The 15,629-nt window shown below is 64.8% G+C and carries 15 protein-coding genes; 11 read left to right on the top strand and 4 right to left on the bottom strand.

Annotated elements, in window-relative coordinates; genetic code table 11:
- The first annotated feature begins 106 nt into the window (after window positions 1–106).
- The 7 genes from ACZ3I3_RS34160 to ACZ3I3_RS34130 all read left to right on the top strand — a co-directional run bounded on the left by ACZ3I3_RS34160 (window position 107) and on the right by ACZ3I3_RS34130 (window position 9,315).
- A complete protein-coding gene (locus ACZ3I3_RS34160; RefSeq protein ID WP_467371405.1) occupies window positions 107–1,123 on the top strand; it encodes an SEC-C domain-containing protein in 1,017 nt (338 codons plus the stop codon).
- 312 nt (window positions 1,124–1,435) lie between these two features.
- Window positions 1,436–1,894, top strand: a complete 459-nt coding sequence (locus tag ACZ3I3_RS34155; protein ID WP_356928728.1) for a DUF3592 domain-containing protein — start codon at window positions 1,436–1,438, stop codon at window positions 1,892–1,894.
- 567 nt (window positions 1,895–2,461) lie between these two features.
- Entirely contained in the window at window positions 2,462–4,015 is a 1,554-nt protein-coding gene (locus ACZ3I3_RS34150; protein ID WP_467371403.1) for an ATP-binding protein, read from the top strand.
- Window positions 4,016–4,067: 52 nt separating this feature from the next.
- Window positions 4,068–7,064: a Z1 domain-containing protein gene (locus ACZ3I3_RS34145; RefSeq protein WP_467371401.1), complete on the top strand. Its 2,997-nt coding sequence runs from the start codon at window positions 4,068–4,070 to the stop codon at window positions 7,062–7,064.
- A gap of 11 nt (window positions 7,065–7,075) precedes the next feature.
- Window positions 7,076–8,038 carry a NaeI family type II restriction endonuclease gene (locus ACZ3I3_RS34140; RefSeq protein WP_467371399.1) on the top strand — a complete coding sequence of 321 codons (963 nt, stop codon included), beginning with the start codon at window positions 7,076–7,078 and terminating at the stop codon, window positions 8,036–8,038.
- A 12-nt stretch (window positions 8,039–8,050) separates the two neighbouring features.
- Window positions 8,051–8,809, top strand: coding sequence for an NgoMIV family type II restriction endonuclease (locus ACZ3I3_RS34135; RefSeq protein ID WP_467371397.1), 759 nt, complete (start codon window positions 8,051–8,053; stop codon window positions 8,807–8,809).
- A gap of 11 nt (window positions 8,810–8,820) precedes the next feature.
- The gene (locus ACZ3I3_RS34130; RefSeq protein WP_467371395.1) at window positions 8,821–9,315 is read left to right on the top strand and encodes a very short patch repair endonuclease; all 495 of its coding nucleotides are present in this window, start codon (window positions 8,821–8,823) and stop codon (window positions 9,313–9,315) included.
- 7 nt (window positions 9,316–9,322) lie between these two features.
- On the opposite strand, the gene ACZ3I3_RS34125 is transcribed toward ACZ3I3_RS34130, so the two are convergent.
- Window positions 9,323–10,549, bottom strand: coding sequence for a DNA cytosine methyltransferase (locus ACZ3I3_RS34125; protein ID WP_467371393.1), 1,227 nt, complete (start codon window positions 10,547–10,549; stop codon window positions 9,323–9,325).
- Window positions 10,550–10,710: 161 nt separating this feature from the next.
- Here ACZ3I3_RS34125 and ACZ3I3_RS34120 point away from each other — a divergent pair, with 161 nt between their 5' ends.
- Window positions 10,711–11,460 (top strand): HNH endonuclease, encoded by a 750-nt coding sequence (locus tag ACZ3I3_RS34120; RefSeq protein WP_467371391.1) that lies wholly within the window; start codon window positions 10,711–10,713, stop codon window positions 11,458–11,460.
- On the opposite strand, the gene ACZ3I3_RS34115 is transcribed toward ACZ3I3_RS34120, so the two are convergent.
- Window positions 11,457–12,089 (bottom strand): ATP-binding protein, encoded by a 633-nt coding sequence (locus tag ACZ3I3_RS34115; RefSeq protein WP_467371390.1) that lies wholly within the window; start codon window positions 12,087–12,089, stop codon window positions 11,457–11,459. The genes ACZ3I3_RS34120 and ACZ3I3_RS34115 overlap by 4 nt on opposite strands.
- A gap of 219 nt (window positions 12,090–12,308) precedes the next feature.
- Here ACZ3I3_RS34115 and ACZ3I3_RS34110 point away from each other — a divergent pair, with 219 nt between their 5' ends.
- From ACZ3I3_RS34110 to ACZ3I3_RS34100, 3 genes are all read left to right on the top strand, one after another.
- Entirely contained in the window at window positions 12,309–13,154 is an 846-nt protein-coding gene (locus tag ACZ3I3_RS34110; protein ID WP_467371388.1) for a helix-turn-helix domain-containing protein, read from the top strand.
- Window positions 13,155–13,388: a DUF397 domain-containing protein gene (locus tag ACZ3I3_RS34105; protein WP_467371386.1), complete on the top strand. Its 234-nt coding sequence runs from the start codon at window positions 13,155–13,157 to the stop codon at window positions 13,386–13,388.
- 86 nt (window positions 13,389–13,474) lie between these two features.
- Window positions 13,475–13,984, top strand: coding sequence for a hypothetical protein (locus ACZ3I3_RS34100; RefSeq protein ID WP_467371384.1), 510 nt, complete (start codon window positions 13,475–13,477; stop codon window positions 13,982–13,984).
- A gap of 352 nt (window positions 13,985–14,336) precedes the next feature.
- On the opposite strand, the gene ACZ3I3_RS34095 is transcribed toward ACZ3I3_RS34100, so the two are convergent.
- Together ACZ3I3_RS34095 and ACZ3I3_RS34090 are read right to left on the bottom strand one after the other, a co-directional pair.
- Window positions 14,337–14,735 (bottom strand): VOC family protein, encoded by a 399-nt coding sequence (locus ACZ3I3_RS34095; protein ID WP_467371382.1) that lies wholly within the window; start codon window positions 14,733–14,735, stop codon window positions 14,337–14,339.
- An 88-nt stretch (window positions 14,736–14,823) separates the two neighbouring features.
- Complete coding sequence (locus ACZ3I3_RS34090; RefSeq protein ID WP_467371381.1) at window positions 14,824–15,621, bottom strand: alpha/beta fold hydrolase; 798 nt, start codon at window positions 15,619–15,621, stop codon at window positions 14,824–14,826.
- Window positions 15,622–15,629: the final 8 nt, after the last annotated feature.

Raw genomic sequence — 15,629 nt, 5'->3', positions numbered from 1 at the left:
GACGATCCGTAAAGCCGGGATGACAAGCATGGGGAACCCGCGCAGGCCAGGGGTCTGGCCCGCGCATCTCTCACGCTCGTCACCTCCCGGCAGTACGGTGTCCCCCATGCGCCCCGACTCGCCTGCCGAAAACGTCGACCACACCGCCGAGGCGGCACGCCTGGAGCGGACCGCCGGCCTGTATCCCGAGGACTCCGAGGCCCTGCTGCTGCGCGCCGCGGCCCACCTGGAACTCGCCGGCGACCGCCCCACGGCCACGGCCCTCTACGACCGTCTGCTGTCCTCCACGGACGGCCTGGAGACCCCCCACCTGGTACGGGCGCTCAAGGCGTCGAACCTCTGGGAGTACGGCCACGAGGCCGAGGCCAGGGCGATCATCGAGGGCGTCCGGGTGGCGTCCCCGCGGGACCCGGCCCCCTGGGTGATCGTCGCCGAGGCCCTGGAATCGCACGACGAGCTGGAAGCGGCGCACGACACGTTCACGGCGGCCGTCCGTCTCCTCCTGACCGACGTCCCGCAACCCCCGCAGCCGACCCACCCCCTCCTCTTCGGCCGCCACAGGGTCCGCCGCATGCTCGGCAAGTCCCACGACGAATGGGACGCGCTGGCGGACACGGTCCACTCCCTCCCGATCACCCTGGACGAACTCCACGACCCCAAGCGCGTCTGGTCCCTGGGCTCGGAGAACCCGGCGGAACTGGAAGCGGAGATCACCCGCCTCCGAGCGGAACTGGGCGCCTACCGCGAGGCCCTCTCCCGCCCCTTCCCGGTGGCGATCCTCCACTGGCCGGCGACGGAACTCTCAGAACTCCTCGAGGCGTACCCCGACCTGGCCGCCGAATACCCCTCCCACGAAACCCACCTCGCGACCATAGAGTCCGCCCTGCGAGAACTCGCATCCTCCGGCACTCCGAACCTGGGCATCGTCACAGGCACGGTCCCGTCCTACGAGGCCTTCGCAGCCTCGGAACTCTCCTCCCCGTCGGACGCGACGCTGCTCCCCCAGTACGCCACGACCCTGGCGGCGAGGGGGCGGGCGGTGGCGTGGCCCCCACAGAGCACCGCGGCCTGCTGGTGCGGCTCCGGACAACCGTACGGCGCCTGCCACGGACGCACGGCCTGAGAAAGAGCGCCGGGTCATCCGGCCCGTCACGGACGACTTGGCAGGCAAGATCGCGCCGGTCGTCCCACTCTGCCAGGAACTGAAGATCCGCCACTGCGGCGCTACAAAGTCACGACCCGCCACGAGATGACACTGGAGGGCCCAGCAATGGTGTACCGCTAGTGGGAACGGACGGAGATCGCCGAGTACCCGGGGCGGTGTCGACCCGGGCCGGCCCGACAGCCGGCCCCACGGAACTGCCACGACACCACCCCCGTCTTACCGGACGACAGACGACTGACGGCTGACGTCGGCTCCCGGGGGGAACGTCGCATGGACCAGCCCTGGCTCACGATCGCACTCATCATGGCCGCTGCCATGACGGCCTTCGGCATTTGGAACCTACGCATAGCCCAACGCCAGCGCCGAGCCCTCTCCCGCCTCGGCGTCCGGGGCATCCGCACCAGGGGCGAGGTGGCCCGTGGCCCCCGCCGAGAGGGCCCCACCCTCCACCCGCCCCAGGTCCGCTACAAAGCCCCACCGGTCGACCGCCCCAACGCCCCGGCCGACCAGACGTACCGCCGCACTCCCCTCAATCACGAGCAACACCCTCTCCACGCCGGAGTCCCGGTCGTCCTCCGCTACGACCCGAGGGACCCACGCCGGGTGGTGGTCGTACACCAGAAGGACGGAAGGCCGGCGAACGTGTCGTACTCGGCGGGGGCGCATCTGGCTTGGGGGGTCTCTTGCGTGCTGCTCGGGTTGGGGATGGGAGCGGGCGCGTTCTGGTGACGCCCCGGACGCCTCACCCCACCGGCGACCCGCCGCCGAACCGACCCGGCGTACGCCGAGCTGCTGCCGCATTCACCCACGCCGGGTGCCGGGAGCCAACCAGTTGCGCTCCCCACCTGCGGCCCCCTCCTCTCCGGGCCGCCCGCTCGCTTCTCTCCCGTGCTGGAGCGGCCCGGGTCAAGGGTGGCCCGCAGGGCCATCGGCGCCAGCCGACGCGGAACGCAGCGCAGCGGAGTGAAGCGCCCTTGGGGCGGGGCGCGGAGGCACGACACTGGCAGGGAAGCGGGCGGCTCCAGCCTGTACTTGGCCCCGGTGCCACTGCTGACTTCTCGCAACCAGCTCGGCCCTTCGGACTCCACACAGCCAGCCGCAGATCATGGATGCGGACAAAGGGGGATATCAGAAGAACATCCATGGCCAAAGCTATTGAAAAATAACGGACTTATCGCCCCTGTTCAGCGCACGCCTCCCCCTATGTCCAACCTTTGCAGTACCGTCACACTCTCCGTTGGATGTAAGGGGCTGCTACTTCGTGAAGCAGGCCCTGACCTGTGCATTTGAGGAAGCATGCCCTACGAGTCCGGCAGCGACTGGCAGTACGACGTCCCCACGAGCGGCAGCACGCACTTGCCGCCAGACGCGGGCTACGGCAAGGCTCTGACCAACCAGGGCTACGGTTTCGAGGTCGCCGTCGCTGACCTCATCGACAACTCCATCGACGCCGGTGCCAACAAGATCGTCGTGCACTTCCTGCGTGATGCCGATCGGATCCTTACGCTGTTGATCATCGACAACGGCAAGGGAATGGACGAGGCAGGGCTGGATGCCGCGATGACGGTGGGGCGCCGCCGTGACTACGGCGAGGGCGCCCTCGGAATGTACGGCACAGGCCTGAAGGCCGCTTCCCTCTCTCATGCCTCTTCGCTCACCGTGGTAAGCCGCACTAGGCGGAGCCGAGCTGCGGGGCGGCGCCTCACCGCGGAGGGCATCGAAGACAGCTTCCGCTGCGACACCGTTGACCCCCGGTACGCGCAGGATCTCGTAGACCGTTACGACGGGGTTATCGAGTGGCAGGGAACGATCGTGCGCTGGGACGGTGTGCGGACCTTTGAGACGGTCGCGCGCGGCCAGAGCGACCAGTTCCTGTCCAAGGCAATTTCCCGCCTTGAGACCCATCTCGGCCTCTATCTGCACCGGTACCTGCAGCGCGGCCTGAAGCTCGACATAGCGGTATGGGACGTGAGCAGCGGCGAGCGCGGCCTCGGCGAGGAAGTGGACCACATCGCTGTAGAAGCCCTGGATCCATTCGGCTACAAGGTGCCAGGCAAGCCAGGCTACCCCCGGGAGTTCATAGCCCCGGTGGAAGGTCTGGGAGACCTGTGCCTGACCGCCCACATCTGGCCTGCCAGGTCCAAGCAGGCGGGCTTCCGCCAAATCGGTTCACTCACGGAGAGACAGGGCTTCTACTTTTACCGGAACGACCGCCTCGTGCAGGCGGGAGGATGGAACGGCTGGCGGAACCCCGAGGGGCACCATGTTCTCGCCCGGGTCGCTGTTGATCTTCCGTCTCGTGAGAACAGTGTCCTGAGCCTCGATGTCAAGAAGGAGAGCGTCACGGTCACTCCAGCCTTCACTGACGGTCTCGATAAGGCGGTGGACTCCAAGGGGCACACTTTCCGGAGTTACCTGTTGGACGCTGAGACTGCCTACAGGGACGGTTCGAGGCGGAACGAGATCGTCCGCAAGCCTGTCACTCCTCCGGGCAAGGGCCTGGATCCCAAGGTCAAGCGGGTCATCAAGGAAGAACTGCCTGAGAAACCGGGCGAGGAACCGATCACCTTCACCTGGGGCGCGCTGCCGACCAACCAGTTCTTCGACCTTGACCGCGAGCACAATGCGGTCATCCTCAACAAGGCCTACCGAGAGGACTTCAACGACGGCAGACGCGGCGGTGCCAATGACGCCCCGGTCACGAAGACCTTGCTGTTCCTGCTTCTTGAGGACTGCTTCGGGCTGGGCCGCTGGGAGCGTAGTCGCCAGGACCGCCTGGACTACTGGAACACCATCCTCCTGGCTTCGGTGGACGCACAGCGCACGCGACGTGCGCAACAACTCTCCTGACACCAGCGCGCAGTTACTTCCGTTCCCCTTGATGCACCGAGGACTTCTTCACATGAGCGACACCCCAGCCAACGTGCTTGTCGAGATCCACACCCACGCACTGGCCGGCATGCTGAACGTCCCCCGCCACTTCGCGCGTTGGGCCGCCGTTGCAGCCGACGAGGACTATCCGGACGCCGACCTGAGCGAGGAACTGTTCCGCACCTGCCTCGTCGACGGCAACGAGGCACTCAGAGCCCTGTGGAGCCGTCACCTCACCGCCTGGGACTTCGCCGAAGATCCTCAGTGGGCGCTAGCCATACCAGCCCGCACCGATGAACGGCGTACAGCCGTGTATGACCGGCTGCGGTTTGGAAGTGACCTGCGGAAGGCGCTCGATGCCGCCGTACCGGTGGCGAAGATCCCGGGTCCCACAGTGATCACGCGTGATTTCACCCCCTGGTATACCTCTGAGCGAGCAGCCGCCCGTTCTTTCTATTGGACGTCGTACGAGCAGAAGCTCCGTGCCAAGGGCTGGTCCGATGCCGCGATCGCCAGCCTCGATGAGGCAAGCCGGGCAGTTGTTGAACGCCTCACCGATCCAGAACAACCGACGGCTCGGCAGGCGAAGGGCCTGGTGGTCGGGTACGTGCAGTCAGGAAAGACAGCCAACTTCACTGGCGTCACGGCCAAGGCGATCGATGTCGGCTACCGCCTCGTCATCGTGCTCGGCGGCACGCTCAACCTGCTGCGCGCTCAGACCCAGCGCCGCCTCGACATGGAGTTGATCGGGCAGGAGAACATCCTGCGAGGCGCGGACATCACGGACCTCGACTCCCTCGTGGGCGTGGACTACGTAGGGGACGACGACGCGGACTGGGACGAGTTTGTCCAACACGGTGCACGCCCGTCTGTGCTTGGCGCATTCGACATCGAGCGTCTGACGACTCGCGACAACGACTACAAGAGCCTGGCGCAAGGCATCCGGGCTCTTGAGTTCGAGAAGCGCGAACCGACCCGCCCTCTGCATGATCCAGCGAACCTCCACCACGCGGCGGCCCGCATCCTCGTGGTGAAGAAGAACAAGTCTGTTCTGACCAAGCTCGTCAAAGACCTCAAACAGATTCACGGACTGCTCGGTGAGCTGCCTGCCCTGATCATCGATGACGAGTCCGACCAGGCGTCCGTGAACACCCTGGATCCCAAGAAGTGGGAGCAAGGCAGCACTGAACGCACGGCCATCAACGGGCTGCTCTCCCAGCTCCTGAAACTACTTCCGCGCGCGCAATACGTTGGCTACACGGCTACCCCCTTCGCCAACGTCTTCGTTGACCCCGGTGACGACGACGACATCTTCCCCAGCGATTTCCTGATCTCGCTGCCCCGCCCCTCTGGGTACATGGGCGCCCAGGACTTCCACGATCTGGACTCGGCGATCCCCCGGGATGAGCGCACTCACGCCAACTCCCAGGAGAAGGCACACATACGCGACATCTACGAGTCCACGGGCGACCGCCTCCAGGAGGCCATGGACGCCTTCGTCCTGTCTGGTGCCCTGAAGCTGTACCGGGCCGGCCACGGTGTGGACGACGGCCCGTTCCGACACCACACGATGCTCGCTCATCAGTCGGTACGAAAGGACGATCACGCGGATCTCGCGCTGCGTATCAATTCCATGTGGCATCAGGCGGGTTACAGCTCGGCAGCCGGCCATGAACGCCTTGCTGCGCTGTGGGCTTCCGACTTCGCCGCAGTCAGTGACGCTCGCGCGTCAGACCTCCCTGCTCCTGCCTCCTATGAGGAACTACGCCCTTACGTCAGTGCCGCACGTCAGCGCATCGGCTCAGGCGGTCAGCCAGTCATCGTCGTGAACGGTGACTCCGACCGCTACTTCGACCAGCTGAACCTCGACTTCGACCGGACACCGCACGTCTGGAAGATCTTGGTGGGCGGAACGAAGCTCTCTCGCGGTTTCACCGTGGAGGGGTTGACCATCACCTATTACCGGCGCACTACCCAGCAGGCGGACACGCTGATGCAGATGGGACGCTGGTTCGGCTTCAGGCCTGGTTACCGTGACTTGGTCCGGCTCTACATCGGACGGGAGGAGCCTTTTGGCCGCAACCGGTACGCCGACCTGTATGAGGCCTACGAAGCGATCTGCCGTGACGAGGAAACCTTCCGAGAGCAGCTGGCCCAGTACGCCGTGGGGGTCGATGGACAGCCTCAGATCACGCCCATGCAAGTGCCTCCCCTTGTGGCACAGCACCTGCCCTGGATCCGGCCTTCGGCCCGCAACAAGATGTTCAACGCGGAGCTGGTGGAGATCCGGTCACCTGGCCGCCCCATCGAGCCTGCGTCGTACCCGCTGAACAACGCGGCACTCAAGCGGAACACCGAGCGCTGGCGCCCCTTGCTGGACTCGCTCACCGCAGCCCCGACTACATTCACCAATCCGCCAGACGAATCAAGCTCGCTCACACGGACCTTCGAGGCGCTGACTGGGGCCGTCTCCCACAGTGACCTTGTCAGCGTGCTGTCTCAGCTCGAATGGGAACGCCCTGGGCACTTCGACCCTCACCTGACGTACCTCAGCCAGCTCGACGGCGCGCTCGCCAAGGTGGACGACTGGCTGCTCATCTCCCCTCGTCTTGCTGCGAGCACGCGCATAGAGGCCCGCGTGCTCGGTTCGCTGCCGTTGTCCCTCGTCCGCCGAAGCCGGCAGTCCGGCAAGACCTCCTTCGGCCGCATCGCGAGTGTCGAACATCGCACTGCGGCACAGCGCCTGATCGATGCGGCGCGCTCGTCGGCTGAGGCGCACCCTGCTGAGAGCGCCGTCATCGGCTCTACAACAGGGGTGGCACTTCTGTACCCGGTCGTCGAGGGGGACAGTCACAGCGACGTACACGCGGCCGTGCGGAACGGTTCGGCCGACCCGTCGAAGATCGTGATGGCGTTCACCTTGATCCCGCCTACCTCAGCGGCGAGCGCCGACCGGCGCCTGGTGCGGTTCCGTGCCAGGAATTCTCGTCACACAGATGACGCTACTATCCCAGTTAGTTCGTCATGAGGGGGAATCGCTTGCTGCCCATCGACATAAGCGCTGCACGGAACATCGCCCTGTCCGAGGAGGTGAAGCGCGACGCAGAACTTCAAGCAGTGAGCAGGGAGCTGATGGGCATCGATGCCGCAGAGAAACGCTTCGCATCGGTACTGCGGGACACAATCGATCAGTTACTGAATGGCGAGGTTACAGGACGTTACGACTGGGCGACTCTGTACAAGACTGAGCGGACCCATGCGGGAACCCTCGTCGAAATCAATCTCCAGCGCGAGTTCAGATTCGCAGATGGCCACGCAATGGACTACCGGATCGCCGGCATTGAGGTGGACTGCAAGTACTCGCAGAATTTCGGTGGCTGGATGATCCCGCCAGAGGCCAGGGGACATCTCTGCCTGCTCGTATGGGCCAACGACTACGAAAGCCGCTGGAGTGCCGGTCTTTTCCGAGTGCGAGAGGAATGGCTGAACAGAGGAGGCAACCGCGATGCGAAGCTCACCGTGAAGGCAATACATCGGGACAAGATCCTCTGGTTGTGGCGCGATTCAGAGCTTCCGGAGAACGTGCTTCTCCATATGGACCCCTCCGAGCGCGAGGCGGTCTTCGCACCGAACTCCGGCCAGCAACGCCTCAACGAGCTGTTCCGGCGCGTACAGAAACGACGCATAGGCCGCAATGTGGTGCGGACAGTTGCCCAGCAGAAGGATTACATGAAGCGCGTCCGCGGCAATGGGGGCTCTCGTTCGGCGCTCAGGACCGACGGCATCCTCATCATGGGGGACTACGACAGTCATCGTGCCGTAGCGGAGCAGCTCGGCCTCCTGCCACCGCGTGAGGGAGAGTTCGTCAGCGTGCGTGTTGCAAGGCAACGGCCACACCACAAGGAAGCACCCCACGTGATTCTGGGCGGGGAACCCTGGGTGATTGCCACTCCCGATGACGCACCAGAGATAGCCCCGCTGCTCCCCTCCCACACCAAGTAGGAGCACACAGAGATGAGTGCTCCTTTCGCGACCCAACTTCTCGGCTGGAAAAAGCTAAAGGCATCAGGGAAACCTGTGCCGTATAGCGCTGACAGCAGCAGCAAGACATCCAAGGCGCTGGCAGGAAAAATTCTTGAGCACTTGGGCGTCACATCAGAGATAATCCTGCCGGGAACACCCCAGAGCCTTGGGCCCGCATTGGAACGACTGGTGCATGAAGATCTAGAAAAATCACTGCCGATAATCGATTCTTCCCGCACCTGGCACGTAGACCACAAGAAGGTCATTGCAGACTTTTCGCAGTACGCCCACCTCGGGAACCTCAAGAAGGTCGTTGTCAAGAATCCCGTCCTGAGCGCCGACCTTGGACTCGACTATCTGATCAAGCCTGACGTCACTGTCGGTACCGCGCAGGATCCGCCTCCCGTAGGCACCCATCCCTTTCTGCACGCCGCCATCTCTTACAAGTGGACAATTCGGCCCGATCGGGTACAGAACGTCCGGCGCGAGTTCCTGCAGATGATCAGGCACAGACGCGGCCGGCTTCCGCATCTTGTTACTGTGACTGCCGAGCCAGTGCCTAGCAGGATCGCTGCCATCGCTAGAGGAACCGGCGAGGTCGACGCTGTTTACCACATCGCCCTCGATGCGTTGCAGGATGCTGTGCGAGACGTCGGAAGCGACCAGCAGAAGCGCGACTTGTCAGAGAGCATCCGTCAAGGACGTCTCCGGCCCTACGAAGAACTCGCATACACGTTGACCACCTGGTAAGTCAGAGCGCTATGAGTAAGAGTTCAGACCCCCCAGCTCAGCCGGAGGGTGAGTGGTTCCCTCCGGAGGGCTCGTGGGCCTCCTCCGCGGCTCGTCGCCGGAACATGCAGGCTATCCGGAACCGGGACACCAAGCCGGAGTGGCTCATCCGCCGGCTTGTGCATGCCAGAGGTCTGCGTTACCGGGTCGCCGCCAAGCCGCTTCCGGGCCTTCGCCGGACCGCCGACTTGGTCTTCGGCCCGGCAAAGGTCGCGGTCTTCATCGACGGCTGCTATTGGCACGGCTGTCCGGAGCACTACGTGCCCCCGAGGACGAACCCGGGGTACTGGTCAGACAAGGTAGCCCGGAACGTTGCACGCGATCGAGATACCGACCAGCGTCTATCGGAGGCCGGCTGGACGGTGCTCCGGTTCTGGGAGCACGAACCGGCCGCCGCGTGTGCGACGCGGATCGCTGCGGAGGTCGCAAAGCGCCGACCTCAAGCGCGCCAGACGCGCAAGCAGTAGCGGTGCGCTAAGCCTTGCCGCTGTCCCGCTCCCGCGCAGCTCTCAAGACATCGGCGATCGACTCACCAACGGCCTTGGCGACGGGCGGCGGGAAGGCATTGCCCACCTGCCGGTACTGCGCAGTCTTGCCACCCGCGAACTGCCATTCGGGAGGGAAACCCTGGATGATCGCAGCCTGCTGCACGGTAAGCATCGGTCCGTTCGGGCCGAAAAGGTCACGATCCTCCGTGCCCTTCTGCCTGCAAGTCTCGGGATCGTTAGCTACCCCGAGGGCATCGACGCCGAGCAGCTTCCAAGCTGCCTTTGCCCGGCTAGGACCAAGGTCGGCTCCCCCGTGCTTCTTCGATCCGCCAACCAGCGTGGGAGCGATACCACTGGAACCCTTTTCCAAGAGCTCCTGGTGTCGCTTGTGCGCAGTGTCCAGCCAGCGCTCGTATGCTGCGCGAGCCTGCTCAGCACGAGCGCCCTCGAAATACGGCTCGTACCGGGCGTACATCGACTTCTCTAGCGCTTTCGCAACGCTGACATGGTCATCGTGGGTCGCTGCAGGCCACTCGTATTTGACGTCCTTCAGGACGTCACTACGGAAAGCAACGAGGATGGCACGGGGGCGGAGTTGCGGGACTCCAAAGTCACTGGCCTCCAGGATGTCCCATTCACACACCTTGTAGCCCAGTCCGTCTTCCCAGGCCATCTGCCCGTCGTCTCCGCGGAACCAGCCGCCCTGGAGCCGTGCCTTGATCCAGTCCCGGTAGTCTTCGAACTTCGGGTCCATGATCCCGCGCACATTCTCGATCATGACAGCCCGGGGATTCAGCCTCTCGATGAGGCGCAGCATCGCCGGGAACAGGTCGCGCTCGTCTGCCTTGCCGAGTTGCTTGCCGGCATGTGAGAACGGAGGGCAAGGAACACCACCAGCCAGGAGGTCCAGCTCGCGCCGCTCTAGCAGCTCCACGCTCTTCTGCAGGTGCTTCTCTCGCTTGAACTCATTGACGTCTGTTGGCGGCAGAACGTCACAGTTCTCTCTCTCCCAGGCCCACGTCGGGTGAGACTCGACATTCGTCTGCAGTGTCTTCGCGGCATACTGGTCGATCTCAACGAGGGCGAGATGACCGAATCCAGCCTGGTGGAGGCCTAGGGCCTGCCCACCCGCTCCAGCACAGATCTCGATCGAGGTGAACTCGGGCTCCTCGACCTTGCCCTTGGAGCGCTTCGGTTCGTTCGTGCGGGTCATGCCCCCTCCTTATAGCCGTACAGCGGCAGACACAGTTTGCAATCCACCATCACTGAGGGTGACAGACCCCACTGACAACGAGACTTCACTAAGTGTGCAGCACGCCCCGCGGCGCGCTGAACGCGCCCTCCGTTGCGCCGAACACTCATACGATATTGCTCGTGCGCATACCTACATGGACCGAGGACGAACTTGTGTTGGCCGGCGCTCTGGTCGTCACGAACGGTTGGCGCGAGCTGCGAACTACGGACCGTGCGGTACGTGAGCTCTCGGAGTTGCTGCGGTCGCTGCCGATCCACAGGCCCGAGGCTCGGGCGCTGCCCAGCTTCCGGTCTCCAGACAGCGTTAGCCGCAAGACCACAGACTTCATGACGAATCACAGCTCGTACTCTGGCAAGGCGACGCGGTGCGGGAAGCTCACGCTTCTCATGATCGAGGCCTTCACGACGCGTGAAGCTGAGATGCTCCAAGCTGCGAGGGTGCTTGAGGAAGGCGTCGGTTCGGGCGACCTGCACGCCATCCCGCCGCAACCCGACGAAGTCGATGAGGCGGGCCACACAGCCATCGAGGGGCGTCTGCTCGTCCGCCGAGCACTCGCGCGGGAGCGGGACCCTAAGCTTCGGTCGTTGAAGATCGAGCAAGTACGGCGACGTAGCCGCACGCTGAAGTGCGAGGTCTGCGACTTCGACTTCTCCCGCGTCTATGGAGCTCTGGGCGAGGGCTACATCGAAGTGCATCACGTCACTCCCCTCCATGTCTCCGGAACACGAGAGACCAGTCTTGACGATCTCGCATGCCTGTGCGCCAACTGCCACCGCATGTGCCACAGGAGCCGTCCGGGGGAATCCTGGCGCACGCCGACCGTTCTCCGGGAGCAGATACGCAACTCCATTCAGACACCCGTCCACTAGGCCGCGTCCGCTTCAGCCTCGTAGTGCATCTGAGCGCGGTCGAGAATGTCATCCGGATCATGGCCTCGGGCGCTGGTCCAGTGGAGCAGATCAGCGATCAGCTCGACCGCCGACTCGACAAGGCTCACCTCTCGGCCTCGCCCGTGCTGGCCTAGCCCGCGCCCAGCACCCTCGTAGTTCTCGAGCGCCTCCACAGCTCGCTCGAAACGGTGGCAGCTATGCCCGCTGTTGAGGGGGATCTCGCACCAGACGGCCTTACCCGCCGCGGTCAAAACGGTGCCCCAGTCCACTGCCATCGCCGCAAGCAGATGCAGACCACGGCCGCACTCATCACCGCATCCCGCCTCCCTGACGATGGGGAGGACCGGGCTCTTGTCGTGAACTTCAAGGCGTAGGCGCTCCGCCTTCCTCTCCAGGATCAAGGTCGCCGACGCCCCTTCACCAACGTGCTTGACGACATTGGTGGCCAGCTCCGCAACAAGGAGTTCTGCGTCGTCAGCGGCGACCGGCATGCCCCACCGGCTGAGTTGCTGCACGGCTGCTCTCCTCAGCAGGCGCACCTCCGCCGACGCTGCTTCGAAGGGCAGTACACAGCGCAGTCGCGACTCCGTGACCTCGTAGCCAGGCATGACCTGTCCTCCCTCCCTAGCTACGCAACGCCCTTGATCACGCCGTATCCGTACGGCTGCGCTGCGTAGCGACCGGGAACGAGCATGGCACAGAGAAATCTCACTGTGTAACTTCTCATGAGAATCTATCGGGTGAACCTGGTGGTGAGCCCGCTTCACCGCTGCCTAGCCTGATGGGCGTCCTCCGGGCTGAGGCCCGGCACATGGTGAAGGAGCCTCATGCCCGAACGGAGCACGACACGTCGCCGCCAACTGGGCGCCACGATGCGCAAGTTGCGCTCCCGCACCGGGTTGACGCTTGAGGAAGCCGGGCGCCTGGTCGGTGTATCGAAAGCGACCGTCAGCCGGTACGAGACCACGGCCGGACCAGTCAAGTGGATCGTCGTCGAAGCGCTCTGCCGTGAGTACGGAGCAACGGACGCTGAGCGGCGAGCAGTGGTCAACCTCGCCAAGAGCGCCAAGGAGCAAGGCTGGTGGAGTTCTTTCGCCGACTCCATCCCGGAGAGCATGAACCTGCTGCTCACCCTTGAGGACGAGGCGGTCCGTGAGAACCACTTCTGCTGCGTCTACGTCCCTGGACTTCTACAGACACGCGACTACAGCACAGCGCTCCAGAAGGCGAATGAAGTGCCCCTGGAGTCGGCAGAAGTCGAGCGGCTCGTCGACATCCGCATGAAGCGGCAGGAGATCCTGACCCGCCCGAAGCCGCTGCACCTGTGGGCGATCCTCGATGAATCGGTGATCCGCCGCGTGGTCGGCTCGTCGGCGGTCATGAAGGAACAGCTCGACCGGCTCCTCGAAGCCAACGAGTCCCCTCACATCACCCTCCAGGTCCTGCCGTTCTCCAAGGGCGCGCACGCTGCTGCCCTGGGCAGCTTCGTCATCATCGGCGGCCCTGAACCGGCCCTCGACGTCGTGTACGTCGACTTCCACACGGGCTCCCTCTTCCTGGAGAAGGAAGAGGAACTGGAGCGATACAGACTTGCGTTCGAGTACCTGCGCGCACAAGCGTTGGACATGGAGGCTTCCTCCGCCCTGATCCATCGCGCCCGCAAGGAGCTCTGAATGCCCGCTAGCCCCCTGACCGCCTCTGAGCCACGGTGGTTCAAGTCGTCGTACAGCGGCGGCAACACCACCGAGTGCCTGGAGTGTGCCTACGTCGCGCACAGCGCGCTCATACGCGACTCCAAGCACTACCACCAACGGGGACCCATCGTTTCCGTCGGTAGAGAGGCGTGGTTGCGCTTTATCAGTGCCTTGAGCAGCGCCCAGGATCAGGCTGGTTCCGCTACGCCGTAGGGCACTTGGCTCTGGCCGCGTCGGGCGGTTCCTGCCTCTGAGGGCAGGATGCTGCTCGCGACTCACTGATGGCGTGCGAGGTGCCCTTGAGCAGGCTGCTGGATGACTTCGAGACCGTGGTGTCTCCAAGTTACTGCATTTTTGGGCTGGTTGACACGAGCGTCGATACGTATTCACCACATGCGGATCGCAAGAATTGGCTTCTTTCGGCTGCTGGCATGGTCTATCTGCAGGTGCCGCAGCAGGTGATCCGGGCGTCTGTACGGTTGGAGAGTTGGTCAACCGCCCCTCCGGCAAACGATGCTCAGTGGTCCGGTGCGGAGGACGTGGAGGTTGAGCTTCCCGGCGGCGAGCTCGCGCTGGAAACCATCGACGGGGGGCAGAAAGAAGTCCCCCTGATCCTTCCCTCGCCCGGCTTGTATCGAATGCGATGGCGGTGGATATTCAATCGCGCAGGCGGGCCTTTCACCTCACCGTTGGCGGGAAGCCGGGAACCCTTGCCCATGCCGTCGGGGAACGAAGAGAAATTGATTGACGCAGATCAATACTGCTTGGTGCAGATCTGGCGCACAGCCGCCAGTGAAGAGACTGAGTAAAGGAAGGGCGGGGCTCGTCCGGTGGGCCGGCCCCGCATGGTGATCGCCTCAGACTCCCAGGTTTGTAACCATCACGTTGGCTGTGACGTACTCACGGCCGCCCGGTGTTCCCGAGGTTGGCGGTTCCGGGGCGAGTGTCAAGAGCGCCCTTCGGGCGTCGGCTTCGCCGATTGCGCTTCGCTTCACTCTTGACACTCGCCCCTCCACCGCGGAGTTGTTGCCGACCGGGCGGCCCAGGGGTGGGGCGGCGGGGTCGGTCGAGACTGGGCAAGGACCGTCGCCGGGTAGCTGGTGAGTTGGTGGTAGCGGGGCGCGGCGGGCGGCAGTGCGGCCAGCAGCGAACCGAGACCCGTCAGGCCTCCACGCGGTCCTCCACCCGATCCAGTTCTCCCCGTTCGACGCAGAACTCGTTGCCCTCGGGGTCGGCCATGACGATCCAGCCTCTGCCGTTCGGGAGGGTGCGGTCCGTCAGGACGCGGGCGCCGAGGGTCACGGCGCGTTCTACCTCTTCGGAGCGGGTGCGGCCTGTGGGCTGGAGGTCGAAGTGGATGCGGTTCTTGGTTGTCTTGCCTTCCTCGACGCTGACGAAGAGCAGGCCGGGGGCGCCGTTCGGGAACTCGATCAGTACCTCGGGGTCGCCGGGCTTGTCCTCGTCGGAGATCGGGTGGCCCAGCAACTCCGACCAGAAGCGGGCGAGTTCGTAGGGCTGTCCCGTGCAGTCGAAGGTGATGTGGCGGATGCTGGGGTTCAACGGTCGTCTCCTCGGGCGGGTTGGGGCGCACCGGTGCGCCACCGCAGGATGGGCGGGGAGACGGGGCCCTGTCGAACCATTTGCTGAGTCAGGAGATGAAGGTCCTGATCCCCTCGTAGAGGCGGTCCGGCTGGTCCAAGTGCACGTCGTGGGCCGCGTCGGGGATGCGGATGTGGTGGGTGTGCGGGCGGTGGGTGAGCATCTGCGCCGGTTCGTCGGGGCGCATCGTGCCGTGTTCGCCCTGGATGAGGAGGGTGGGGCAGGTGATGCGGGACCACTCGGGCCAGTAGGCCGTGGTCGCCAGTTCCGCGATCGTGTCGGTGATCGTGGTGCGGTCGAAGGCGGGGTGCCAGCCGTCTTCTCGTTTCTCCAGGCCCCTCGCCCAGGCCTCGTGGCCCAGGAAGGCCTCCGCCGCGTCGAGGGACTTGAAGGGGGTCGGCCAGCTGTCCAGCCAGGTCGCTATCTGGGCGGGGAGGTCCGGGGCGGGGCCGGCCGGGCCCGCTTCGATCAGGATCAGGGACTTCACCAGGTGGGGGTGGGACGCGGCCAGGAGCATGGCCGTGTGGCCGCCGAGGGATTGGCCCAGCAGGGTGACGGGGGCCAGGCCCAGTTTCTCGATCAGGGTTATGGCGTCCTGGACGTGGGCGGCGCGGGTCGTGGTCGCGGGGGTGCGGGTGCTGGCGCCGTGGCCGCGGGCGTCGTACGTCACCACGCGGTGGCCCTCGGCCGACAGGTGCGCGGCGAGGGTGTCCCACTCGCCCTGGTGGCCTGCCAGGCCGTGCAGGAGGAGGAACGTGGTCGCGGGGGTCCCAGGGGGGTGGTGGTCCCTGTGGGCGAGGTGCGTGCCGTCGGGGGTGGTGAGGGTCGCGGACCTCGTACGGGTCAAGTGTCGGC

This window comes from Streptomyces sp. NPDC016851, from assembly GCF_055562795.1.
The sequence above is the reverse complement of the archived record's forward strand: the minus strand, read 5'-3'. Positions and strand labels throughout refer to the sequence as shown.

Excerpts from the sequence above, each read along its gene's own strand:
- ACZ3I3_RS34145 (WP_467371401.1), top strand. The coding sequence starts at position 4,068 with ATGAGCGACACCCCAGCCAACGTGCTTGTCGAGATCCACACCCACGCA.
- ACZ3I3_RS34150 (WP_467371403.1), top strand. The coding sequence starts at position 2,462 with ATGCCCTACGAGTCCGGCAGCGACTGGCAGTACGACGTCCCCACGAGC.
- ACZ3I3_RS34160 (WP_467371405.1), top strand. The coding sequence starts at position 107 with ATGCGCCCCGACTCGCCTGCCGAAAACGTCGACCACACCGCCGAGGCG.
- ACZ3I3_RS34155 (WP_356928728.1), top strand. The coding sequence starts at position 1,436 with ATGGACCAGCCCTGGCTCACGATCGCACTCATCATGGCCGCTGCCATG.
- ACZ3I3_RS34105 (WP_467371386.1), top strand. The coding sequence starts at position 13,155 with ATGCCCGCTAGCCCCCTGACCGCCTCTGAGCCACGGTGGTTCAAGTCG.
- ACZ3I3_RS34110 (WP_467371388.1), top strand. The coding sequence starts at position 12,309 with ATGCCCGAACGGAGCACGACACGTCGCCGCCAACTGGGCGCCACGATG.
- ACZ3I3_RS34130 (WP_467371395.1), top strand. The coding sequence starts at position 8,821 with ATGAGTAAGAGTTCAGACCCCCCAGCTCAGCCGGAGGGTGAGTGGTTC.
- ACZ3I3_RS34135 (WP_467371397.1), top strand. The coding sequence starts at position 8,051 with ATGAGTGCTCCTTTCGCGACCCAACTTCTCGGCTGGAAAAAGCTAAAG.
- ACZ3I3_RS34115 (WP_467371390.1), bottom strand. The coding sequence starts at position 12,089 with ATGCCTGGCTACGAGGTCACGGAGTCGCGACTGCGCTGTGTACTGCCC.
- ACZ3I3_RS34125 (WP_467371393.1), bottom strand. The coding sequence starts at position 10,549 with ATGACCCGCACGAACGAACCGAAGCGCTCCAAGGGCAAGGTCGAGGAG.